General features: G+C 49.0%; 17 protein-coding genes. 11 read left to right on the top strand and 6 right to left on the bottom strand.

All coding sequences use genetic code 11. From position 1 onward, the window contains the following. Positions 1-59: 59 nt before the first annotated feature. Together VC28_RS00680 and VC28_RS00675 are read right to left on the bottom strand one after the other, a co-directional pair. Positions 60-2,714: a TonB-dependent receptor gene (locus VC28_RS00680; RefSeq protein ID WP_049628972.1), complete on the bottom strand. Its 2,655-nt coding sequence runs from the start codon at positions 2,712-2,714 to the stop codon at positions 60-62. 362 nt (positions 2,715-3,076) lie between these two features. Beyond that, positions 3,077-3,919 (bottom strand): DUF3014 domain-containing protein, encoded by an 843-nt coding sequence (locus VC28_RS00675; protein ID WP_049628971.1) that lies wholly within the window; start codon positions 3,917-3,919, stop codon positions 3,077-3,079. 221 nt (positions 3,920-4,140) lie between these two features. Here VC28_RS00675 and VC28_RS00670 point away from each other — a divergent pair, with 221 nt between their 5' ends. The 4 genes from VC28_RS00670 to VC28_RS00655 all read left to right on the top strand — a co-directional run bounded on the left by VC28_RS00670 (position 4,141) and on the right by VC28_RS00655 (position 9,084). Beyond that, on the top strand, positions 4,141-6,540 hold the full coding sequence (locus VC28_RS00670; protein WP_082191346.1) for a fatty acid cis/trans isomerase: 2,400 nt from the start codon (positions 4,141-4,143) through the stop codon (positions 6,538-6,540). A 158-nt stretch (positions 6,541-6,698) separates the two neighbouring features. After that, entirely contained in the window at positions 6,699-6,998 is a 300-nt protein-coding gene (locus VC28_RS00665) for a FeoA family protein (protein ID WP_049628970.1), read from the top strand. Between the two features lie 29 nt (positions 6,999-7,027). Then, positions 7,028-8,890, top strand: coding sequence for a ferrous iron transporter B (locus VC28_RS00660; protein WP_049628969.1), 1,863 nt, complete (start codon positions 7,028-7,030; stop codon positions 8,888-8,890). A gap of 11 nt (positions 8,891-8,901) precedes the next feature. Then, entirely contained in the window at positions 8,902-9,084 is a 183-nt protein-coding gene (locus tag VC28_RS00655; RefSeq protein WP_049628968.1) for a FeoB-associated Cys-rich membrane protein, read from the top strand. 41 nt (positions 9,085-9,125) lie between these two features. Here VC28_RS00655 and VC28_RS00650 read toward each other — a convergent pair whose 3' ends face one another. Beyond that, positions 9,126-10,046, bottom strand: coding sequence for a substrate-binding periplasmic protein (locus VC28_RS00650; RefSeq protein WP_053094139.1), 921 nt, complete (start codon positions 10,044-10,046; stop codon positions 9,126-9,128). Positions 10,047-10,239: 193 nt separating this feature from the next. On the opposite strand from VC28_RS00650, the gene VC28_RS00645 reads away from it, so the two are divergent. The 3 genes from VC28_RS00645 to rdgC all read left to right on the top strand — a co-directional run bounded on the left by VC28_RS00645 (position 10,240) and on the right by rdgC (position 13,174). Continuing rightward, positions 10,240-11,355 carry an AI-2E family transporter gene (locus VC28_RS00645; RefSeq protein WP_049628967.1) on the top strand — a complete coding sequence of 372 codons (1,116 nt, stop codon included), beginning with the start codon at positions 10,240-10,242 and terminating at the stop codon, positions 11,353-11,355. Positions 11,356-11,399: 44 nt separating this feature from the next. Next, positions 11,400-12,020 (top strand): FKBP-type peptidyl-prolyl cis-trans isomerase, encoded by a 621-nt coding sequence (locus tag VC28_RS00640; RefSeq protein WP_049628966.1) that lies wholly within the window; start codon positions 11,400-11,402, stop codon positions 12,018-12,020. A gap of 245 nt (positions 12,021-12,265) precedes the next feature. Further along, positions 12,266-13,174 (top strand): recombination-associated protein RdgC, encoded by a 909-nt coding sequence (gene rdgC, locus VC28_RS00635; RefSeq protein WP_049628965.1) that lies wholly within the window; start codon positions 12,266-12,268, stop codon positions 13,172-13,174. 45 nt (positions 13,175-13,219) lie between these two features. Here rdgC and VC28_RS00630 read toward each other — a convergent pair whose 3' ends face one another. Next, on the bottom strand, positions 13,220-15,190 hold the full coding sequence (locus tag VC28_RS00630) for an ATP-binding protein (protein WP_049628964.1): 1,971 nt from the start codon (positions 15,188-15,190) through the stop codon (positions 13,220-13,222). A 315-nt stretch (positions 15,191-15,505) separates the two neighbouring features. Between VC28_RS00630 and eptB the strand changes: the two genes are divergently transcribed. Continuing rightward, entirely contained in the window at positions 15,506-17,254 is a 1,749-nt protein-coding gene (gene eptB / locus VC28_RS00625; protein ID WP_049628963.1) for a kdo(2)-lipid A phosphoethanolamine 7''-transferase, read from the top strand. Here the strand turns inward: eptB and dauA are convergent. Continuing rightward, positions 17,210-18,937 (bottom strand): C4-dicarboxylic acid transporter DauA, encoded by a 1,728-nt coding sequence (gene dauA, locus VC28_RS00620; RefSeq protein ID WP_049628962.1) that lies wholly within the window; start codon positions 18,935-18,937, stop codon positions 17,210-17,212. The genes eptB and dauA overlap by 45 nt on opposite strands. A 188-nt stretch (positions 18,938-19,125) precedes the next feature. Here dauA and VC28_RS00615 point away from each other — a divergent pair, with 188 nt between their 5' ends. Together VC28_RS00615 and VC28_RS00610 are read left to right on the top strand one after the other, a co-directional pair. Beyond that, positions 19,126-20,160 carry an FAD:protein FMN transferase gene (locus tag VC28_RS00615; RefSeq protein ID WP_049628961.1) on the top strand — a complete coding sequence of 345 codons (1,035 nt, stop codon included), beginning with the start codon at positions 19,126-19,128 and terminating at the stop codon, positions 20,158-20,160. A 57-nt stretch (positions 20,161-20,217) separates the two neighbouring features. Further along, the gene (locus VC28_RS00610; protein WP_049628960.1) at positions 20,218-21,072 is read left to right on the top strand and encodes an endonuclease/exonuclease/phosphatase family protein; all 855 of its coding nucleotides are present in this window, start codon (positions 20,218-20,220) and stop codon (positions 21,070-21,072) included. Here the strand turns inward: VC28_RS00610 and VC28_RS00605 are convergent. Then, positions 21,055-22,002 carry a LysR family transcriptional regulator gene (locus VC28_RS00605; protein ID WP_049628959.1) on the bottom strand — a complete coding sequence of 316 codons (948 nt, stop codon included), beginning with the start codon at positions 22,000-22,002 and terminating at the stop codon, positions 21,055-21,057. The two genes, VC28_RS00610 and VC28_RS00605, sit on opposite strands and share 18 nt — an antisense overlap. Before the next feature lie 119 nt (positions 22,003-22,121). Between VC28_RS00605 and VC28_RS00600 the strand changes: the two genes are divergently transcribed. Further along, positions 22,122-23,060, top strand: coding sequence for a sodium-dependent bicarbonate transport family permease (locus VC28_RS00600; RefSeq protein ID WP_049628958.1), 939 nt, complete (start codon positions 22,122-22,124; stop codon positions 23,058-23,060). Positions 23,061-23,215: the final 155 nt, after the last annotated feature.

Below are 23,215 nucleotides of genomic sequence, written 5' to 3'. Positions count from 1 at the left end.
AAAAGGAAGGCTTTCGCCTTCCTTTTCCTAAGAAGCAACTAACATCAGCTTCCCATTAATTAAAACTTCATAGAAGCTTTAACGTAGTAACGAGTACCGTTGTCGTTAGAGATACTCAATGTTTCCAGACCATAACCGTGAGTACTGGTAGTCACTTCACCCAACAGGTTTTGCGCATCGAAACTCACGTTGATGTTATCGGTGATAAACCAGGTAACGTTAGCATCAAGGAAGGACTGGTCAGCATACAACTCAGTACCACCAATACCCAAACCTTCTGCCAGGAACTCTGAACGATGGGTATAAGCCAAACGTGCAGAGATCAAGTCAGTCTCATAGTAACCAGTCAAGTTGTATGAGTTACGAGAAGTACCCGGCAACGCTGCTTTCACACCTTTGTCGTTTTCACCTTCACCGTCCACATAAGTGTAGTTAGCGATAGCACCGAAGTTGCCGAAGGTTTGTTGATATTGCAATTCCAAACCTTGCAACTTACCACCACGACCTTGGCTAGGTGTGGTCACTTCGTAATCCCATGTACCGCTTGGATCAGTGATTTTTTCGATCACAACAGAACTGGTCAAGAATGAACGGATGTCTTTGGTGAATACTGCAGCAGATGCGATAGCGTTTTCATCGAAGTACCACTCAACCCCCAAATCCATTTGCGTAGCGCGATATGGATCCAGACCTACGTTACCTTTGGCAGCTTTACGAGAAACCTGACTTTGGCTGGTGTATGAAGGACTCATGTCGCTATAACCTGGGCGGCTCATAACGCGAGCGGCAGAGAAACGGGCAACCAGGTCATCAGACAAGTCCAACTTGTAGTTGAAGCTTGGCAGAATGTCGCTGTATTCACCTTTTTCTTGCTCAGTGGTTTTGTTGTTTACATCGTTCAATGCAGCGATGGTGTAACGAGTACCGGTAATATCGGTCGTTACATAACGCACACCAACGTTACCCGCGTAGGCATCACCTTCGAAATCAGCTTGGGTGTAAAGTGCAGTGATGTCTTCTTCAACCTCAGCCCATGCACCACGGTTTTGTACGCCAGCAGATTGATTTGCTTTGAATGCTTTTCTTACTTTGTCTGCATCAATACGTGCGATACGGGTTGGTGAACCACCGAACAGACCTTCGCCGCTGTGCTTGATCACGCCATCTTGCCAATCAGCCAGTGTAGTGCCCGCAAATTCGGTACCGGTGTAGGTGTAACGGTAGCCATCGTTCGAGAATTCGTGAGTACGTGCTTTGATACCGGTTTTGATCGCGTTAACTGCACCAAACTCTACGTCAAACTTACCATCCAATTCGAAGTATTGTTCTTCGTCGTGCAACACGTTGGATTCACGTGAAGGACCATCACCCAGTGCTTGCCACTCGCCATCGGCAGCATCTACACCCTGTGGTGCCAGTTGCATTTGGGTTTTACCGTCCATGTTGATCTTAACGGTTACAGGCTTGCCGTTATACATGAATGGTACTGATTTTCCTGGCTCGCCAGGTGCAGCCCAATCGATTGCGTAACCACCAATACCCCACAAGGAGTTGATGTTACCGCCGTTACCGCCGTTAGCTTCTGTGGTGCCCACAGAACCTTCCAAGGTAAAGCCGTCGATTTCGTATTTGAATCCTACATCACCCACTTCACTCTTGATGTTGGCTTCACGGCTGTTGATATCCTGAGCTAACCAAGCGCCAGAAGTGTATTCGCCGATAGTCGCCAAACCGTTGTTTGGAGTGGTGCGACCACCTTTGGTACCAGGAACAATCATGTTCTGGTTTTGTACACCATCACGCCAGTGAGAGTTGATGAACAGGAAGTTTTGGTTAGTGTTGGTCGCGTCAATTTCGGTAGACAGATAATGACCAGTGAACGTCAACTCATCGGTAGGAGCCCATTGTGCGGTGATGTCAAATACATCGCGTACACGGTCTTGATCAAACGCAGCAATACCTGATGCTGACCAACCTTCTTCCCAGTAGTTTTCTGCTTTGTGTGCACGACCGATGGTTTCAAGAGTCGATGCCGCAACAAGGATGCCGAAGCTTTCTGATTCGTTTTTCCAGCTGTACATACCAGTAGCACCGCCACCGGTTTCACCGTCAGCGATTGAGTTCGCCATACCTTCGAGCGATACGAAAGCAGTGTTCGCATCCAGATCAAGAGGTTTGCGAGTTTCTACAATTACAGTACCGCCCACGCCACCTTCATCCAAAGAAGCGGTTGGAGATTTGTATACTTCTACTTTCTTCACCAATTCAGATGGCAGCAGATCCATGTTGAAGCTGCGCTTGTTGGCGGTTTGTGAGAACCAACCAGTAGAAGCAACATAGTTGCCGTTCAGCAATACCGAGGTTAATTGTGGGTTCACACCGCGAATAGATACTTCGTTACCCTCACCGGTGAAACCACGGTTAATGGTTACACCTGGAACACGCTGAAGCGATTCAGCCAGGTTTTTATCAGGGAATTTACCAATGTCTTCTGACGAAATGGCATCTACAACGGCGTCAGAATTACGCTTCACGTCAATCGCTTGTTGCAACGCACCACGAATACCGGTTACCAATACTTCTTCGGGCTCAGCACCTGCATCTTGTGCATTGGCAGTTGTTGCAAAACCCATCATGGTGACTGCTGCAACTGAGCCGAGCATTAATGCACTCTTATTGGCCAGTTTGATCGCATCACTTAACTTGTTACGCATGGTTATTCTCCCGTGACTTGTCATTTGTGTGTATTAATAATGATCTAACTCTTCAACAACGAACCAAATAGAGACAACGTTGTCGATTGACCAACACTATTCCTGCTGGACAACGTTGTCAACAGTTTTGCAAAGAAATGAAAAGTAATATTTACCGTCTTAACACTGAAAAAATGACAGGAAAGTAATTCAAAATCAATAAGTTGCAAATTCGCGCCACAATTTTGATATGAAAAAAAATTTTCATGGCGCAGCAAGGAACATTACCAAAATACACACATCACTTTATCGGAAACAAAAAAGCCGCTTTTCAGCGGCTTTTCAGGTCATTTTGGTTGCAGGAAATTATGCGCAAACATGTATCACTGGTTAATAAGACGTGCCCGCAATTGGCGCAGACTTGCCTTAACGCTGCGCGCATTTTCAGGCCCCATGCGCAGCATTAATTTGTGTGTTTGAGGCAGGGCTTCAAGGGCGGGATCGGCGTATTGGTAGAACACTTTGGGGCGAACCAGTAACAAGTCACCTTGATGATCCGGTGCGGCCAATAGGTTATCGATCGCTGCAATCATAACGCTGTGGAAGTTTGGTTTTTTCAATCCCAACTCCCGAAAGGCTTCTTCAAGCAGTGGATAGAACCGGCGATAAACTGCAACTGCAGCATCGCTGTCGATTAATGCAAGTGTAGTAACGTAAGCCTCGTAGCGCTGGTAGTTAGTCGGGGCTATACGCTCCTGATCAACTGCAGTGCCTTCTACCATGACCGAGAAGGTTTCAGCGATAAACGGCGGTGGCGGTGATACCACCGGGCGATACTCGTGTATGACCTTACCCTCGGAAATATTGTTTACCGCCAATACAAATTTGCGGATTACCTCCTGCGGCACCAACAACTGTATTAATCCTTCACCACGCAATTGTTGTAGGGCAGCCAAGATACCTGCGTCACTTTCGTTCAATGCAGGTAAAGGCTCTACCTCAACCACGGGCACAGGGGGGGTGTACTCAACGATGGGGGCAGCGGAGGAACTACTGCTACTGACAGCTTGGGGAGCAACTGCAACCGGGGTTACCACAGATTGCGATGTCGCGGGGGCATCATCGCGCAAGAAAAAGAAAGCAGCCGCAACAGCAATCAAGACCAGTACCACAATTACGATCATGGAGGTGGACGAGCTTTGTCGCGGTTGGTAGTCATCACTCATAGCAATACCTTTGTAATAGTGATTGGAAACTGGATGGGCAACGCTCGCTCCCTAAGCGGAAGCAGTCGCCAGCAGGATTATGGCCTAATCTGTATTAGGGTGACAGCGTCGCCAGTATCAGGTTCCCTTTTTTTGTTGGCGCGGATTAGACTGCAATCCACAAATACCACTATGAGATACATAGAGTCATAAGATTCCAGAGGAAAGGGGATAGCAGAGGAATGTCGATCAACACATCAGTGCAACAAACTGCACGTACCGGATTATGGATGATAATTTTGCTTACCCTGGGGTGCGCCAGTATCACCGGCTCGCAATGGGACCAGCTCTACGGCAAAGCACAACCGCGGGAAATATCCTCCGCACCAACCAAAGCAACATTGACCTATTACAAAGACACGCGGAAGACGCTGGAGCAGCGCTGTGTTGTTTGCCACGGCTGTTACGACGCGCCTTGCCAGCTCAAAATGGAATCTTACGAGGGACTGCTGCGTGGGGCCAATCCGGTCAAGGTGTACGATGGAACGCGCTTGCTGGGGGCATCACTCACCCGTTTGTTTGAAGATGCACACACAACCTCTGATTGGCGCAGCAAGGGATTCCATCCCGTATTGAATGAGCGCAGCAATTCGCGCAAAGCCAATATCAATGCCGGCGTGCTGGCACAATCACTTGAACTGAAAAAAAACCATCCTCTACCAACAGCAGAGATTTTACCCGCCGATTTTGATTTCGATCTCAACTACAAACAGTATTGCCCGAGCATCGAAAATTTTGCCGCATTTGCTGATAAAAACCCGCTGTGGGGAATGCCTTATGGCCTTCCTGCGCTCAGCCCAAAAGAACACACATTAATTATGGAGTGGCTCGCGCAAGGTGCTGCGATGGGAACGCCACCCAAACTTCCCGCAAGCGTGCAACAACAAGTGAACCAGTGGGAAGTGTTCTTCAACGGCGACAGCCTGAAACAACAATTAGTCAATCGCTATATTTACGAACATCTGTTTTTGGCGCAACTTCATTTTAAGGAAGCGCCCAGAACCTATTTCCGCTTGGTGCGCTCCAGCACGCCGCCAGGTCAACCCATCGAACGCATCAGCACCCTGCGCCCTTACGACAACCCCATGGTTGCGCGAGTGTATTACCGCTTATGGCAAGATCCATCGAGCATCGTTGCTAAAAACCACATGCCATATGCATTAAATGCCGAGCGCATGAAGGAATGGCAGCAATTATTTTTTGCGACAGAAGGCGAGTTTTCTTACGAGGTGACTCACCTTCCCTCTTATGATCCTGCAATTGCAGCGAATCCTTTTGTGAGCTTCGCCCAACTACCGGTCAATGCGCGCTACCGTTTTATGTTGGATGAAGCGCAGTTCACGATTATGAATTTTATTAAAGGTCCGGTCTGTCGTGGGCAGGTTGCACTCAATGTGATTCAGGATCACTTCTGGGTTTTCTTTGTATCGCCCGAAACACAAAATACCAATGGAATTGCGCAGTTTTTGTCGGAAAACAGCAAGCACCTGCAATTACCTGCAGAAGCGGGCAATACCTTGTTACCGATGACAAATTGGCTGAAATATTCCGAGCTGCAAAAAGAATATCTGAACGCAAAAGCTGCGTTTGTCAGCAAGTTGATTGCTAACGAAGGCGGACTTGAAATGAATAACATTTGGAACGGTGAGAAGAGCCCGCATGTTAAAACAGATATTAAAAAGAGAAATCCGAATGCCGCACTCACTATTTTTCGTCACAGCGACAGCGCCAGCGTGCACAAAGGCCTTATCGGCCAAGCCCCTAAAACAGCATGGATAATTGACTACCCTTTGCTTGAGCGCATTCATTATTTATTGGTCGCTGGTTTTGATGTGTATGGCAATGTATCGCACCAGCTATTGAGCCGTCTTTATATGGACTTTTTGCGCATTGAAGGCGAGATGAACTTTGTCGGCCTGCTCCCGGAAAACGAGCAGGAAAAAGTCATGTCCTATTGGTACCGCGATGCCGAATCCAATCTTAAAACCTACGTTGACCTTTACATCAAGCAAATCGATGCGCCCAACAAAATCCGCTATGTCAGCAATGATCCGCAACAAGAGCTTTATCAAAAATTGAAATTGCATCTGGGGGAGGCCGCACATTCGCCCTTTAATATCCAGGCAAAAAAATTGCCCGCACATAAGTTGGCGCTCTATGAAAAATTGCAAAACACCACCGGAAAGCCCATCAGCTTTTTACCGCAAACCACACTCATTTATATTCCCAATACCGGTTTGTTCACGCTGGTGCACAACAACGCTTATTCCAATCTATCGTCACTTTTTGGGGAAGATAAACGGCGCATTGCCGCCGAGGATAATCTCACCATTGCGCAGGGCATTATCGGCAACTACCCCAACAGTTTTATGCGCGTAGAGGAACAACAATTGGAGGATTTTGTCAGCCGTATCCAAACACTGGATTCAGAGGATGACTACAAAGTGCTGCGCGATATTTACGGCATTCGCCGCAGCAGCAGCGAATTCTGGGCGTTTAGCGATAAGGTCCACCAGCTTTATTCCTCCAGCGAACCGGAAGAAGCAGCCCTGCTGGATTACAACCGGCTGGAAAATCGCTAGTGATTATCGCAACGGGTTACCGGAGCTGATTACTTCTATTACCCGCTAACAAGGCACACCTGTATCAGCCGCAATCTGTTTTTGAAAATTGCGGCTTGGGGGCAAATACAGTATTCTTTCTAATAATCACTCTCATTTACATATGCGATGTATCACTTATGAATATTGCCTCACATGCTGATTCCTTCACCCCCACCCTGCGCCTTGACCAATGCCGCAAAGGTACATCAGTCCGGGTGACCAGCTTGATTGGGCAACCCCTGTTTGGCGCTCAGGATGAAAGCGTCAGCCTGCGTTTAAAGGAATTGGGATTTTTACCAGGTGCCCATTTAAAGGTGATTGGCTTTGGCTTGTTGGGTTCCGACCCTTTGGCGGTACAAGTAAACGGCACCAAGTTTGCCTTGCGCCGCGCCGAAGCAGCCAAGATCTGCGTTGAACCTATCACCCCTCATCCTTAACCGTTCAAGTCTTTGATCAGGTAGCAAGCATGTCCGCCCCTATACGTTTCGCACTGGTTGGCAACCCCAACTGTGGTAAGACCTCCCTGTTTAACCGATTGACTGGCGCGCGCGCCAAAGTGGCAAATTATCCGGGGGTAACCGTTGAACGCCGCTCCGGCACCGTCACCCATATCGCCACCCCCACTGAAATACTCGATCTCCCCGGGACTTACAGCCTGTTTGTGACCTCCCCCGATGAACAGGTCGCGCGCGATGTAATTCTGGGGAAACTCGCCCATGAAAAGCGCCCTGATTTGCTCATTGCCGTGGTTGATGCCTGCAACCTGCGCTTGGGCCTGCGCTTGGTGATGGAGCTCAAAAGTCTCAACCGCCCGATGGTACTTGCGCTCAACCAAATGGATGAAGCCAAACGCCGCGGTATCAGCATCAATACCGCAGCACTCTCCCAATCCATCGGTATGCCGATTATCGAAACCGTGGCCGTTAACAGCCAGGGCGTTGCTGAATTACGCCAGTATTTGGACACTTATGCACAAAGTGCACAACAGCCAACGGAGCAAGGCGCGCAGGTACTCACCCTGAGCGACCGCCAGGAATCGGTTGAAGCGCTTTACGCTGAGATTGAAAGCATCATGAGCCAGCACGTCATCCAACCAGCGCACCTACCGCGCTGGCAGGATCGTCTGGATGCATTGGTTATGCATCCGCTGTTGGGGATGATCGCCCTGTTCACGATTTTGCTGGTGATCTTCCAGGCGGTATTTGCCTGGGCATCGCCGGTGGTGGACTTAATCGACGCAGGCTTCAGTAGTCTGGGCGAACTGGTCGGTGCCACCTTACCCGACGGCATTTTGAAAGACTTTATTGTGGATGGCCTGATCGCCGGTGTAGGTGGTGTGTTGGTCTTCCTGCCACAAATCATCATCCTGTTCTTCTTCATTCTGGTACTGGAAGATAGCGGTTATCTCACCCGAGCCGCGTTTTTGCTTGATCGCCCTATGCGCGGTTTGGGGTTATCCGGCCGCTCATTTATTCCCATGCTTTCCAGCTTTGCCTGTGCCGTTCCGGGCATTATGGCGACACGCACTATCTCTGACCCGCGCGAACGTTTTATTACTATCATGGTTGCTCCTTTAATGACCTGCTCGGCGCGTTTACCGGTTTATGCACTGATTATCGCGGCCTTCATTCCCGAGCAGACGGTGTGGGGTGTTTTCAACTTGCAAGGGTTGACCTTGTTTGCCCTGTATTTTGCCGGTGTAGCCAGTGCAGCATTGGTGGCCTGGATGATGCGCCGCCGCACCGCGCGTGAAGAGTTTCCACTGCTATTGGAGTTACCGAGCTATCGCTGGCCGATGATGTACCACCTGCTGATGGGGCTGCGTGAGCGCGCCTGGATTTTCATCCGCCGCGTGGGCACCATCATTCTTGCCTTATCAATTGTTTTATGGTTTTTGGCCACTTTTCCGGGCGCGCCGGAAGATGCCACCCTACCCGCCATCGACTACAGCTTTGCCGGCCAGCTTGGCCACTTTATGCAGCCGCTGTTTGCCCCACTCGGGTTCAATTGGCAGATGTGTATCGCGCTGATCCCCGCGATGGGCGCGCGCGAAGTTGCGGTCAGTGCGCTGGCAACGGTTTACGCCGTAGGCGAAGAGTCCATCGATGTCGCTTTGGGGGGCGCACTGGCTGCCAGCTGGTCACTGCCAGTGGCCTTCTCCTATTTGGCGTGGTTTGTGTACGCACCGCAATGTATCTCCACTATTGCGGTCGTAAAACGTGAGACCAACTCAACCAAAGCAACGCTGTTCTTTACCGTTTATTTGTTCGCACTGGCCTATTTCGCGGCCTGGGTGACCTACCAAGTCGCCAGCGCAATCGTGAATTGATGAGGTGAGCCATGCATGATCTACCCTGGCAAGAACTGATCGTCGGCATATGCGTTCTAACCGCAGTGGTTTTCCTCCTACGCCGCTGGATTTTCCCCTCGGCCAAAAAATCCTCTGCCTGCGGCGGATGTGGCGGCTGCGATAAAACCAGCGATGCCAGCTGCAATAATCCCACTGAAAAAACACCGCATTAATCCCCTGCTCGCCGTCCATTCGGCACATGCTGTTGCGCGATTTATCGCGAAACAGCATCTTCTGGTTTTACTTCAGATCTACTTATGTCGTTTAAATCAATCCAATAACGCGGGTTATCAACTGGCGTTTCCTCAGGTAAAAACGGGTTTTCCATGCGCAGGATTTTTCGCCGTTGGAGTTTTTCCAAACCGGTGTTGATTCTTGGGTGATTGTAAAAAAACTGGTCAAACTTCCCGTTGTCGATCAGGGTTTCCAAACCCGATTCAATTCGTTTGGCAAGCGCTTCATTGTCTTTATTGACGAAGTAATACATAGCCGTCGGGTAGTACAGCAGCAGATTTTTCTCGACCACCAAATTCTTTTCGTTGCGTTGCATTAACTCAAACCAAGCCTCTGAAATTCCACGCGGAAAATAATCAAACCGGCGCGCGCTTAACATGCGGAACAATGATTCGGTTGTTTCACTGGTGGTCACACGTAAACCATTGTGCAGCATGATGTCGGTATCCGGCCAATGAGTGCCCTGGCCGGCGAGGAGTTTGGCGAGATCGGTAAGCCCGGTGACATTATCAAAACGCGCCTGCTCACCCTTACGAATCAATAACACACGGTATCCAAACAAGCCTTTGAATAAAGGGATACGGATGGGGCGCATCTGCTGCTCGCGTGTTTTATCGGTCATGGTCCAGATCACAAAATTGCGCTTGTCGTTTTGCAAGAGATGGATCCAGCGCGCCTGGGAGTAGTCACGGTCAGAAAATACAATATCGATCACTTCGTTCTCGGCTTTACTGGCATTCAACGCCATGATCAGCAGTTCGGTAAAATAATCGACCGGCTCTTCCAGCTTGGTGCCCTGCACCCGCACAGGGATATGGATTTTTCCATCGCCAGCTTGAGCCAATACCTGGGTGCACCACAGGCCACCGGAGCACAGCAGTAGCCACACCCACAAGCGCATTCTTGAACCCAGGAAAAAAACCAGTATCTGCATGAAACCCGACAACCCGAAAAAGACAATCACTGTTTGCCAGCATAGAAGATAGTGTCTGGTTTGCCTAATGGCTATTTTCAAAGGCGCGACGGATGACACCCTTGGGGCGCTCCCGTATAGTCAGCAGCCATTTGTTTTGATCTTACGAAGGATAAGCGCCATGCAACAAAAATTGGAAACACGCACGTTTTTGCTGTTTTTATTAATTGTCTCCGTGGGCTTTTTGATGATTCTGAAGCCCTTTTTCGGAACGATTTTTTGGGCTTGCGCCATCACTATCATTTTCTTCCCGTTACAACAGCGGCTGCTGAAGCGCTTGAATGGGCGCACCAATACGGTTTCGCTGTTGACCCTGACTGCCTGCATAGTGATTGTAGTGTTACCCGTTACGGTTCTGGTTAGCTCTGTTGTGGCCGAGGGTGCCGACTTTTATAAGAAACTGGAATCCGGTGAGGTCAACCCTGCCCAATACATCGAACAGGTGCGCACGGCCTTTCCCGCTATACAGCAAGCTGCGGAACGCTTTGGTATCGATGTCGCCAGAATCAAAGAAGGGGTATTGAATGTCAGTATGAGCAGCGGCAAATGGCTGGCGCAAAACGCCCTGAGTATCGGCCAAAACACCTTCAAACTGCTGTTGAATATCTGCCTGATGTTGTACCTGACATTTTTCCTGTTGCGCGATGGCCAGCGTTTGCTGGAATTACTGATCCGCGCACTTCCTCTGGGTGATGCCCGCGAGCGCATGCTGTTCGCCAAGTTTGGCGAAGTCACCCGCGCGACTATCAAAGGCAATTTGGTGATCGCGATTATCCAGGGCACTCTGGGCGGATTGATCCTGTGGGCACTGGGAATCCCGGGTGCACTTTTGTGGGGTGTGGTAATGGGAATGTTTTCCTTGATCCCCGCTATTGGCCCGGCGATTGTCTGGGTGCCGGTTGCAATTTACCTGTTTGCGACCGGTGACAATATCAAAGGCATCATCCTTGTGGCGTTTGGGGCGGGTGTTATTGGCTTGGTGGATAACATCCTGCGCCCTATTTTGGTCGGGCGCGATACCAAAATGCCGGACTATATTGTGCTGCTGTCCACCCTCGGGGGCTTGGCACTGTTTGGTATCAACGGTTTTATCATTGGGCCTTTGGTTGCGGCACTGTTTATGGCGTTTTGGGGGATTTTTATCCGCGAAATGCATGTTATCGCGCCTGACGATGACACTATCGAGCAAGATTCACCGTCTGCATCGAATGAACCCGATAAGGATTCTGCGGCCTGATCTGCTAGACTGCGCGGCCTTATTTATCCTTTGGAATTTGAGTTATGTCTAATCAGTACAAGACGAATGAAGAACTGGTGAGCTACGGAATTGGCCGCCAAATGGGCGATCAACTGGCCAGCAATCCGTTTGACGGCGTATCAGCAGCAGCTGTGGCGCAAGGGGTTATGGATGCACTGAACAGTGTTGAGATGCCATACAGCAACGAGCAAATGCAAGCAGCGTTCGAGGCAATCAACGCCCAAATGCAAGCGAAAGAAGCTGAAAAGAGCAAAGTGTTGGCCGCTGCTGGCGAAGCTTTCCTGGCTGAGAATGCGAAGAAAGCAGGCATCACTGTGACTGCATCTGGCTTGCAATATGAAGTGATCACCCAGGGTACTGGCGCGATTCCAACTGCAACCTCTAAAGTGAAGACCCACTATCACGGTACCTTGATCGACGGTACTGTGTTCGATTCTTCTGTCAATCGCGGTCAACCAATCGATTTTCCGGTAAACGGTGTTATCGCTGGCTGGACTGAAGCACTGCAACTAATGCCAGTGGGCTCCAAGTACCGCCTGTACATCCCGCACAACCTCGCTTACGGTGAGCGCGGCGCAGGTGCCAGTATCAAGCCTTACTCTGCGCTGATTTTTGATGTTGAGTTGATTGATATTGTTGGTTAATCCACATTGATTTGAATTTCACCATCAGCATGGGCTCCGGTGTGATCTTTACGACACGCCGTGAACCCGGTCCATAATCGTTCCCGACGATTATGGACACTTCCCACATCCGTGTGGGTCGTCCATTGGGGGCGAATGCGGCATCAATGCCGCATACGGTCTCAAAGATCACACCGAATGCCCTGCTTCCGCAGCTTCGATAAACTCTGCAATCCCAACCTCATAATTAAATTGCCGGATATTTCATGTGGTTTAAAAATTTACGTTTGTATCGCCTCACCGAAGAGTGGACGATTTCCGCTGAAGAATTAAATGAAAAGCTCGCCGAATTTTGTTTTAACCCCTGCGGCAGCCTCGACCCTTTGCGTTATGGTTTTGAATTTCCGCTCGGCCGCCACGGCAGTGAGTTTGTACACGTGACCAATGGCTACATTATGATTTGTGCAAAACGTCAGGAAAAAATCCTGCCCGGCGGGGTGATCAAGGAAGCACTGGAAGAAAAGGTGCTTGCGATCAGTGAAGCAGAATCCCGCCCCGTTGGCCGCAAAGAGCGCGATACCTTAAAAGACGAAATTATTTTCTCGCTCTTGCCAAAAGCCTTTACCCGCTCATCGCTGGATTACGCCTACATCGCGCCGCAAGAAAAACTGATTGTGGTGAATTCGTCCTCAGCCAAACGCGCGGAAGATTTGCTTGGTAAATTGCGTGAGGCTCTTGGTAGTTTGCGCTGCTTGCCTATCGCCCCCAAAAATATTCCCACCCAGGTGATGACCCATTGGCTGCGTGAAAGCCAGGCTCCGCACCAGTTTGAATTGGGCGAAGAAGTTGAACTGCAAGCTGCTAAAGATGGTCGCGTCATCCGCTGTAAAAAACAGGATTTAACCGCAAGTGAGATCCGCAACCATTTGGAAAGCGGAATGCATGTAAGCAAAATTGCACTGGTGTGGAAAGAATCCATCAGCTGCGTGATTGACGATCAAGTCGCCATCAAGCGATTAAAATTTGAAGATGTGATCAGCGATAAAGCCAACGAACGCAACCCGGAAAGTAAAGCGGAACAATTTGATGCCGACTTTGCGATTATGGCGATGGAGTTGAAAAATTTCATTGCTGCGTTGCTTGCTGCCTTTGGTGGTGAAGCGGATCATGAGTAATCCATCGCGCCATTAGTTTAATCGTCTGAAGCAGCGCCTGAACATTTACTCAGGCGCAGGCTGGCGCTGTAAATCTACATAAAAATAGGCTCCCCCATCAGCGGGGCTTAGAAAACCTATCGAACCTTGCATAGCCTCCACCAGTTCTTTGCTGATTGCCAATCCCAAGCCAGTACCACCTACTTTACGTGTTGATGAAGAGTCAACCTGAGAAAATTGTTTAAATAATTTGTGTTGATTTTCATCCGAAATACCTTCACCAAAGTCACGCACAAACAAACGCGCCTGACCGGCATTTGCCTCCACACCCAAAATAACTTGGCCACCTGCGGGAGAAAACTTAATCGCATTAGACAGTAGATTGGTTAATACCTGCTGTAATCGCAGCTCATCCACATTGCACCACAGTGGCTCGTCAGCACACTGCAATACAACATTCACTTTGTGTTGGGCAGCATAGGCACTCATCTGTTCATTCACCTGCTCGATAATGTTTTGCAGCTCATGTGACTTCAGACTGAGTTGCATTTTGCCTGCAATCAACTTTTCCATATCCAGCAAGTCATTGATCAGTAATGCCAGCCGCTCACTATTATTCAGAGCAATATGAATAATCATCAATACCTGCTCATCAAACTGTTGGAATTGTCCGCTGGCTAATAGTTTTAATCCTCCCAGAGTGGAGGTCAGTGGTGTACGCAATTCATGACTGACAATCGATACAAACTCATGCTTCAAAGATTCAAGGCGCAAACGTTCGCTAATATCAATTAATTGCACAATCCAGTGAGTGTGTGTGCCCGAGCGATAGGAGATACCAATGCTAACCAAGCCCATCACATCCCCTTTTGTGTGCGAATGCAGGAAAGCCTCAAACTGTTCGAAGTGTTTATTTCCCTGTTGATGAGCCTCTTGAATCGCTGCCATTAAATTACGTACGCGCTCACGCTCTCTGGGAACAAATAACTCCTCTATAGACTTTCCGGTAAAACCATCCCGAGCAATACCCAACAATCTGCAAAAACTGTCATTGCCCTCCAGCCACTGCTGCCGCTCATCTACCAATGCCATTCCCTGCGGCGAAGAAGCAAATACACGCTTCAAACGATTTTGGCTGATATAGAGCGCCTGATCTGCCTGTTCGCGCTCGCGCCACGCAAGCAGGACTCGAAGCATCAAGTAGGCCATTACGAAAGACGTCAGCCACCCCCCAAAACGCAACATTGTCACTCGCGATGACAACTGATTGTCATTTAATCCCGCCACCAGCTCCCACTTCCGCCCGGGTAAATTCAATGAGATACGCTCTTGAAGCGAGCCCTCAACCGACTCTGGCTGCAGCAGCCAATGCTCAGTATCGCGATCAAAAATATTAATACTCAACTCTTGAGCGAGCGCTTGTTGTCGCAGGCTGGAAAATAGGCTATCGGCATTCATCACTGTACTCACGACCCCCCAATAGCGGCCATCCTCCAAGTAAATAGCCTCACGGTAAATCATCCCCTGTCCGCCTTGCTGCAAGGTTATTGGACCTATGAGTTTAGGTTGGCGGGTTTCCATCACCTCTTTAACACTGGGCCATTGATTGGGGAGATCGGGATAATAAAGCCCCAATGCCGCCTCGTTTCCCTCCTTTGGGTATATGTAAGTGATGCGATTCCCGGGTGCCAAACCGATGTTGCGAATATGTGCCCCACGCGTTTGCAACTCCGTCAGCCACGGCTCGAGAAAGTGTTCATTCAGATTACCGGCATTGGCCTCCACAAACGCCTTTAAGCCCATGGTGAAGTAGCGAGTAGCATCCAATTCATAGGTCAGCGAGCTGCCGATACCTGCCAACTTCAAACCAGTCTCTTTGAGCGAGCCCTGCCGTGCAGAGCTGCGTTCAATACTGATCAGAACTTCAATTACCCCCAACATCGCAACCAGTAACAGCAAAGGTATTATCCAAATCAGCTTACGATTGAGCCTGAGCAGGGGAGTAAAGCGAGCAGATTCTTGAGATAGTTCTGTCATAACACCTTCACACAAAGCACGGCTAACGAGAGTTAATAGCAGTATAGAGCTGACTGAAAAAGTAGAGCAGAACAATTTGACGCAGACTTTGCGATTATAGCGCTTGAACTGAAGAACTTCGTTCAGGCACTATTGGTGGAGTTTGGCGGTGAGGACGATTCACAGCACGAGTGATAAATGCCTCAATAAATTGGAAAGTATTGTTAACGCGAATTTAAGTTTGACTTAATTTACGCCTGATAACCTCACAAGGATTAGCGCTTCACCAGAGCCCGTTCTGTAACAATCAACTATTGATCCTTGTGGATAATAATAATGAAATCCCTACCCTGTTTAAGCCAGCGGCAGATGTCGCTGGCACTAAGCCTCTACATAGGCCTCGCACTCAACAGTGCTAATCTGATGCGCAATGCCATGGCAGGTGGCGGATTAGAGATCACCTCTGCGTTGCTCTCCGCCATTGCATTGGTGGGGTTTTGTTATCTGCTTATCAGCGCCTTCAGCCTGTTTGGCCAAACCCTTTACAAAACACTCGCCAGTTTTACCCTGCTTGTCTCTGCTGCCGCCAGTTATTACATGATTTTTTTCAACGTGGTGATTGGCTATGGTGTGATTGTTTCCACCCTCACGCTGGATACTGATTTAAATGGTGAAGCACTCGGCCACGAATTCTTTCTATGGTGGACACTCACTGGGATTGTACCGGTAGTGCTGTTGTGGTGTACGCCGCTCTCTAGCAGTATTTATCAGCGAATGCGCGGTATTAAACACATGCCGCCTGAATATGCTTCTCTTGGCTATTCTTCTCTCAAATACTATGCCCGCCGCAGTATTCCGATTCTGTGTTGTTTGCTGGCGGTGAATCTTTGTATAAAAACCATTGTTCACCTCACCGAAAACCAGGCACGTAAAAATAATCAATACACGGCTAGTATTGGCGGTGTGATTGCGCATTCGTATCTGCCCACCAATTGGATTGCCAGCCTCGCCATTTACGTACACCAACTCGGTAAAGAGGATAAGAGCAACAAACAGCTATTCGACCCTAGCAAGCATTTCACCTACCAACCGCCAGGCACACTCGATGACTTATTTGTCGTGTTTGTAATTGGTGAAACAACGCGCTGGGATCACATGGGTTTATTTGGCTATGAACGCAATACAACGCCTTTGTTATCACAAGAACCGAATCTGATTGCTTTGCGCGGAACCTCTTGCGATACCGCTACCAAACTGTCATTGCGCTGTATGTTTGTGCGTGAAAACGGCACCGCAGACGACGATCAACGCACGCTTAAAGAGCGTAATGTTTTCGCAGTGATGCGCAAATTAGGTTTTACCTCGGAATTATTTGGTATGCAAAGTGAAGCCTGGTTTTATTCCAGTCTGGATGCCAACAGTTATGAAATCCGTGAAATCATTGCCTCGCAATATGCCCACAGCAAACGTCCAATTGACGATATGCTACTGGTGGATCAGTTGGAAAAATCCATTCATAAATATAAACAGGGAAAACATCTGGTGGTGTTGCACACCAAAGGTTCACATCATCTGTACAGCCAGCGCTATACACGCGAGTTCGCACGTTTTACACCGGAATGCATGGATATAGACGACACCTGTAGCCGCGAGCAACTGGTCAACTCATTTGATAACACAGTGCTTTATGTGGATCACATGCTGAAAACAGTGTTCGATAAATTGCGTGATAAAAATGCGCTGGTGTTTTATGTACCCGACCACGGTGAGTCCATCGGTGAAAACAGTCACTTTCATGCAACACCGAAAGAATTGGCTCCACCCGAACAATTCCGCGTGCCGTTTTTGGTATGGACATCCGATAAGTTCATCGCACAACCGCAGAACCAACAACTCATCGCTAATCTGAAAAAACGCGAAGACAATAACTTCCTACCGCATCATGAACAAATTTTTGATAGCCTGCTCGGATGTATCGGCTATTCATCTCCCGATGGCGGTATTAAGGCGCAAAACAATTGGTGTAGTGACAATCCAACATCAATGGCCTTCGACAACCACCCGGCGAGCCTCAGCCAACGTTAAATAAAAACGCAGCACGCCTTTGACCGGTTTGATATTGGCGTGCGCAAGTGTACTGAGTGGCTGTTTGGGAATGTCCGTCAGGATTAATTCGGTATTATTTTTTTCACATTTAGCAATTAGCTTTTCCAGCGCCGACAAACCACCCGCATCCAATAGCGACACTTCTTTTAATGAAAGGATAATGTGCTGCTGTTCGGTACACAGCGTTGACAGTTCACCAAAAACGCGATCCGCCGCGGCAAAAAATAATGGCCCGCTAATGCTGAATGCGCGCCAGTTTTCCGGTAATTTTTTATCGTCCACTCGCCCTGCATCGGTCACATCATCCACATGGGTCATAGCGGCAATTTCTTTCATAAACAAGAGCGCTGCGAGCACAATACCCGCAGTGATCGCGATCACCATATCGAATAACACGGTTAACGCAAAACAGGTGATAAACACCCAAATATCGCCGCGCGGTGCGGTTTTCATTAAATGTGCGGCCTTGTGTGCTTCACTCATTCCCCAGGCAACCATCACCAATAGCGCCGCCATTGCAGGCATCGGCAAATACGCTAATAGCGGTGCGAGCGCTACCAAACCGAGCAAAACCACCAGCGCATGAACCATTCCCGCAATAGGTGATTCTGCACCCGCTTTAATACTCGCAGCTGAACGCGCGAGCGCCGCCGTTGCAGTAATGCCACCAAAAAAGGGCGTAATTATATTCGCAATGCCCTGTCCCAATAATTCGCTGTTGGCGCTGTGGCGTTTACCGGACATACCATCCAACACCACCGCACACAATAACGATTCAATTGCGCCGAGCATGGCAATCGCAAACGCGGCAGCGAGTAAATCCTGCAACACATGCAGATTCCATTGAATCGATTCGCCATTTGCACCTGCTTGTAACCAGGGCCATTCAAATTGCGGTAACTGCGGCGGAATACCAAAGCCGGTGGTGCCGTCGGCCAAAGTGTAGGAAAAGCGCGAGCCAATCGTATCAACCGAAAAGCCGGATTGATTCAGTAATAACGCAGCAAACGTTCCCACAATCAACGCAGGCAAATGTGGCGGGACAGGTAGTTTCAATAACGGCCATAACAACATCACGGCAAGCGTTACAGCGGCGACAACAAAACTCGGCCAATAAAAATCCGGCACGCTTTGAATTAACAACCACAGTTTTTCCAAATAATGTTCAGGCATGTGTGGCAATTGCAAACCAAAAAAATCTTTGATTTGCAAAGTAGCGATCACCACCGCAATACCGGCAGTAAAGCCGAGCGTAACTGCCTCAGGGATATATTCAATCAAGCGCCCCAACCGCAGCAGTGACATCACCACCAAAATGCCACCGGCCATCACACTCGCCACCAGCAAACCACCCAAGCCATATTGTTGTGCGATGGGATAGAGGATGACCACAAACGCAGCAGTAGGACCAGAAATACTAAAACGCGAACCACCCAGTAGCGGGATTAAAAAGCCGGCGATGATGGCGGTGTACAAACCGTATTGCGGCGGCACACCACTGGCAATGGCGAGTGCCATTGCCAGTGGAATTGCAATAACACCGACGGTAATACCCGCTAATAAATCGCGCGTAAAACGCGGCGCATCGTATTTCTCAGCAAAACAAGCCTCTCGCAAGGCATGGGCAAGACGTAGCGAAAATAAATGGGCGCGATGGGGCATAAACCAATCCAGATAATATGGGCTCAATGAATGCGAATAAAACACCAAGCAGTATCTGAGCCAGAAAATGGCCGCAGTGACAAAAACACAAAAGCGGCTTATCCAAACAGTCTATCCATAGTCTAGCAAGCTATAATGCCGCCCTGTTTGTTCTGGATCACTTACTTTGACTTGAGAGATGTATAACCATGAGCCTGATGTATCGCAGCTTGATAGGCGCACTTTGCGCACTCACCATCGCCTGTAGCAAAACGCCGGAGCTGAGTAAAATTTCCGGCTATGCGCAGGGCACTACCTATAACCTCACATTTCAGCTGCCTGCAACCACAACGGCCGATATCGCCACCATAGAAAAAGCCGTGAGTGATGAACTGGAGCGCATGGATTTGGCGTTATCCAATTATCGCGATGACTCCAAAATCGAAGTCTTTAACGCACAGCAAACCACCGACGTATTGGAGGCCGATGCAGAATTGGTGTCATTGGTCGAGACTGCGCGCGTTATCCATCGTGCAAGCCATGGCTGTTACGACCTCACCATTAAACCGCTGTTTGATTTATGGGGATTTAAAAAAGATGAATTCACACCGCCAAGTGATGCTGCACTTGCAGAGACCATGGCGATTATCGGGCTGGACAATCTTGAAACGGTAGACACCACCCATTTGCGCAAAAAAATTCCCACATTGCGAATTGATGTTTCATCCATCGGCCAAGGCTATGCCGTAGGGCAAATCGTTAAAGTATTGGAGCAATACGGCGTAGAAAATTATTTGGTAGAAATCGGTGGTGAACTAAAAATCAATGGCAAAAAACCCAATGGCGAGCCATGGAAAATTGCAATGGAAAAGCCACTGCCAAATGAACGCAAGATGCACAAAATCGCCAGCTTCGATAGCGGTGCGCCTATGGCACTTATGGCATCGGGCACCTACCGCCACTACTTTGATAGTAACGGCAAACGCTACAGCCATATTTTGGATGCACGCACCGGCAAACCGGTTGAGCACAACACGGTATCGGTTGCCATCCTCCACCCCGATCCGACGATTGCCGATGCCTGGTCAACTGCACTCTTGTGTATGGGCAGCAGCGAGGGTTTGAAAGTTGCCAACGATAATAATCTGGCAGTGCTGTTTATCGACCAACAGGGTGATGAGTTAATTGAATCACAAAGTCAGGCGATGAATGATATGAAAGATGTGAGCCTGAAGCAGCCATAATCTATAGTGATTATTTCAACATCGACCGCCAGATTATTTACTCACGGGGAACCGCTAATGAAATACCTTGCAGCCAGTTTACTATTATGCGTTTTTTCCATCAGCTTTCATGCACACAGCCAAACGTTGGACGTGATGAGCTACAACGTTCGCTGCGGCGCGTGTGAAGCAGCGGAGAATCCGAACAATTGGAAAAAGCGTAAATATCTGGTTGCGCATTTGATTAAAACGCACAACCCGGATGTGATTGGTTTGCAAGAAGCAGAGTTATATCAGGTGGAAGATCTGGTAGAAATGTTGGACGATTATTCCTGGATAGGTGTAGGGCGCGACGACGGCAGGGATAAAGGTGAAACCACTGCTATTTTATTCCGCACCGCGCGCCTCAGCTTACAGAGCCAGAAAACACTCTGGCTGTCACAAACACCGCAACAACCGTCACGCGGGTGGGATGCAACCTACAGACGCACACTGACAGTGGCGCAACTGCTCGATAAAGCCAGTAAAAATACCCTCGCAATTTTTAATGCGCATTTTGATAATGAAGGCGAAACCGCGCGGCAGGAAAGTGCAAAATTATTGCAGGCAGAAATAGCAAAAGTGGATGCACAAACCGCGGTGATTGTTACGGGTGATTTCAACTGCAAAGCGGATTCTAAAACCTACGAAATCATGAACAGTTTTTTAACAGATGCTGAAAAAGCCTCTTCAACACCTGCAACCGGTGGCAACAAAACTTTTAATGGATTTGGTGAGAATACTGAAACTGACAACAAAATCGATTTCATTTTTGTTTCCAAAAAGCTCAAGGTATTAAGCCATGCAGTCGATACAACGCTGTATAACAACTTATACCCATCCGACCATTACCCTATTATTGTGCGCACAGAAAAATCAGTGGCTGCCGAGTAAAACGGAAAGCTCATTGCGGATGTATTTTTCTTCCACCCATTGATCCAAATGGGTATTCATGAAATCAATAAAATTCGAGGCGGCAGCAGGGAGTCGGCGGTCGCCGTGACGCACTAAATACCAATGGCTGGTGAGTGGAAAATCCTGCACATTGATAATTGCCACTTTGGTATTCGCCTGCGCCAGCGTATGTTCTGATAACACCGCCAACCCCAAGCCGCTTTCCACACTCATCCTGATCACTTCGTTACTTTCAATCTGCAAGGTTTTATGCAGCTGAATATTATTTTCACGCAACCAATTTTCAAACATCATGCGCGTCGCACTGCCCGGTTCGCGCATTAAAAAGCGCTCGTCCGCAAGCTCTGCAAATTGCACACTTTTTTTCTGCGCGGCCCAATGATGCAAAGGCGCAATCAACACCAAAGGGTTACGCAAAAAACGGCCGCTCACTACATGGTCGCCGGTAGGGGGATGGCTAAATAAATACAAATCATCCAACTGGTTTTGGAAGCGCTGCAACACACTGCCACGGTTGCCGATATTAAATGTCACATCCACCCCGGGATATTGCTGTGCATAGGGGCTGAGCAAACGCGGCAACACATATTGCGCGGTAGTCACCACACCAATACTGAAATGCCCTTTGCGCCCCAAGGCGGCATCACTCAAAAAACTGTCAAAGTCTTCAAAGCGCGTGAGCGCATCCAGCGACGCGTGATACAGCTCCTGCCCGACAAACGTCGGTTGGTAGTGCCCATCGCGCACTTCTAACAGCACATCGCCTACCGCCTCGGTCAAACGTTTGATTTGCAGGGAAACGGTTGGCTGGGTGAGATGCAATTGCGCCGCCGCTTGCGAGATAGACCCGGTGCGAACCACGGCGATATAGACCTGCAACAGCCGAAACGTTAGATGACGGATATTCATGGATATGCACCTTTTCCCTCAATATAGACAATTATCTATATTTAATTACATAAACATTAATTATCGTCTATTTCATTAAATCGCGACAATAACTGCAGTTTCTACCGCTGGAGTTCACCATGCCCGATATCGTTGTTATGTTTTTCCTGCTCGGCGTTATCGCCGGTGTCGCCAAATCCGATTTAAAAGTACCCAAAGCCGCTTACGACACGCTCAGTATCCTGCTCATGCTGACCCTTGGGCTGAAAGGCGGCCTCGCCTTACATGGCAATGTGCATTGGCAGTTATTGCCCGAAGTGATCACGGTCGTCCTGCTTGGCATCGCTATTCCGCTCGCTCTCTACCCGCTGCTGCGCGCATGGGTTCAACTCAGCAGTGCCAACAGCGCCAGTATCGCCGCACACTATGGTTCTGCCAGCGCCGGCACCTTTGCGGTAGCGCTTGCATTTGCCGAAGCCAACAACCTCAGCATCGCCCCACAGACCACGCTTTATCTGGTATTGCTGGAGTTGCCGGCGATTGTGGTGGGAATCCTGCTTTATAAAAAAGCGACAGGCACGGGCACCAGCATGAAAGGTATTTGGCACGAGGCAATCACCAGCCGCGGCGTAGTCTTGCTAACCGGCGGTGTGATTATCGGCTACCTCTACGGCCCCGACGGCAGCAAAGACATAGCCCCATTATTTCTTGGAGCCTTTAAAGCCTTGCTCGCACTGTTTTTGTTGGAAATGGGCGTGTGCGCCTCACGTCATTTAGCGCCTTTCCCCTGGCAGCATTGGAAACTGGTCAGCTTCGCGCTCATCGCACCGTTCGGATTGGCATTGGTCGGCATGACTGCAGGTATCGCCCTCGGCTTACCGCAAGGCAGCGTACTGATCCTCGCCGCCCTCACCGCCAGCGCCTCTTACATTGCCGCGCCCGCCGCAATCCAAGCCGCCATTAAAGAAGCTGATGTCGGCCTCGCAATTTTTGCAGCGCTGGGCGTGACTTTTCCGTTGAATGTGTTGCTGGGGATTCCGGTTTATCACTGGATGGTGGGAGTGATGGGTGGGATGTAAGAAGTAGTAGAGTAAGTTGGGCAGCAATGCCCGACTTGTTTTTGTGAAGAACATATTTTTGCATGGAGTTGAAATCTAGAACATAACTGCCCTACGTATTCAAACCATTATTTTTGAAAGCCAACAAAGCCTTTCGAAGCTGAGGTGCCAGCCTT

Source organism: Cellvibrio sp. pealriver, from assembly GCF_001183545.1.
GTDB lineage: Bacteria > Pseudomonadota > Gammaproteobacteria > Pseudomonadales > Cellvibrionaceae > Cellvibrio.
The sequence above is the reverse complement of the archived record's forward strand: the minus strand, read 5'-3'. Positions and strand labels throughout refer to the sequence as shown.

What these genes read in the sequence shown, in the direction of transcription:
- VC28_RS00680 (WP_049628972.1), bottom strand. Translation starts at nt 2,714, where the DNA reads ATGCGTAACAAGTTAAGTGATGCGATCAAACTGGCCAATAAGAGTGCA.
- VC28_RS00675 (WP_049628971.1), bottom strand. Translation starts at nt 3,919, where the DNA reads ATGAGTGATGACTACCAACCGCGACAAAGCTCGTCCACCTCCATGATC.
- VC28_RS00670 (WP_082191346.1), top strand. Translation starts at nt 4,141, where the DNA reads ATGTCGATCAACACATCAGTGCAACAAACTGCACGTACCGGATTATGG.
- VC28_RS00665 (WP_049628970.1), top strand. Translation starts at nt 6,699, where the DNA reads ATGAATATTGCCTCACATGCTGATTCCTTCACCCCCACCCTGCGCCTT.
- VC28_RS00660 (WP_049628969.1), top strand. Translation starts at nt 7,028, where the DNA reads ATGTCCGCCCCTATACGTTTCGCACTGGTTGGCAACCCCAACTGTGGT.
- VC28_RS00655 (WP_049628968.1), top strand. Translation starts at nt 8,902, where the DNA reads ATGCATGATCTACCCTGGCAAGAACTGATCGTCGGCATATGCGTTCTA.
- VC28_RS00650 (WP_053094139.1), bottom strand. Translation starts at nt 10,046, where the DNA reads ATGCGCTTGTGGGTGTGGCTACTGCTGTGCTCCGGTGGCCTGTGGTGC.
- VC28_RS00645 (WP_049628967.1), top strand. Translation starts at nt 10,240, where the DNA reads ATGCAACAAAAATTGGAAACACGCACGTTTTTGCTGTTTTTATTAATT.
- VC28_RS00640 (WP_049628966.1), top strand. Translation starts at nt 11,400, where the DNA reads ATGTCTAATCAGTACAAGACGAATGAAGAACTGGTGAGCTACGGAATT.
- rdgC (WP_049628965.1), top strand. Translation starts at nt 12,266, where the DNA reads ATGTGGTTTAAAAATTTACGTTTGTATCGCCTCACCGAAGAGTGGACG.
- VC28_RS00630 (WP_049628964.1), bottom strand. Translation starts at nt 15,190, where the DNA reads ATGACAGAACTATCTCAAGAATCTGCTCGCTTTACTCCCCTGCTCAGG.
- eptB (WP_049628963.1), top strand. Translation starts at nt 15,506, where the DNA reads ATGAAATCCCTACCCTGTTTAAGCCAGCGGCAGATGTCGCTGGCACTA.
- dauA (WP_049628962.1), bottom strand. Translation starts at nt 18,937, where the DNA reads ATGCCCCATCGCGCCCATTTATTTTCGCTACGTCTTGCCCATGCCTTG.
- VC28_RS00615 (WP_049628961.1), top strand. Translation starts at nt 19,126, where the DNA reads ATGAGCCTGATGTATCGCAGCTTGATAGGCGCACTTTGCGCACTCACC.
- VC28_RS00610 (WP_049628960.1), top strand. Translation starts at nt 20,218, where the DNA reads ATGAAATACCTTGCAGCCAGTTTACTATTATGCGTTTTTTCCATCAGC.
- VC28_RS00605 (WP_049628959.1), bottom strand. Translation starts at nt 22,002, where the DNA reads ATGAATATCCGTCATCTAACGTTTCGGCTGTTGCAGGTCTATATCGCC.
- VC28_RS00600 (WP_049628958.1), top strand. Translation starts at nt 22,122, where the DNA reads ATGCCCGATATCGTTGTTATGTTTTTCCTGCTCGGCGTTATCGCCGGT.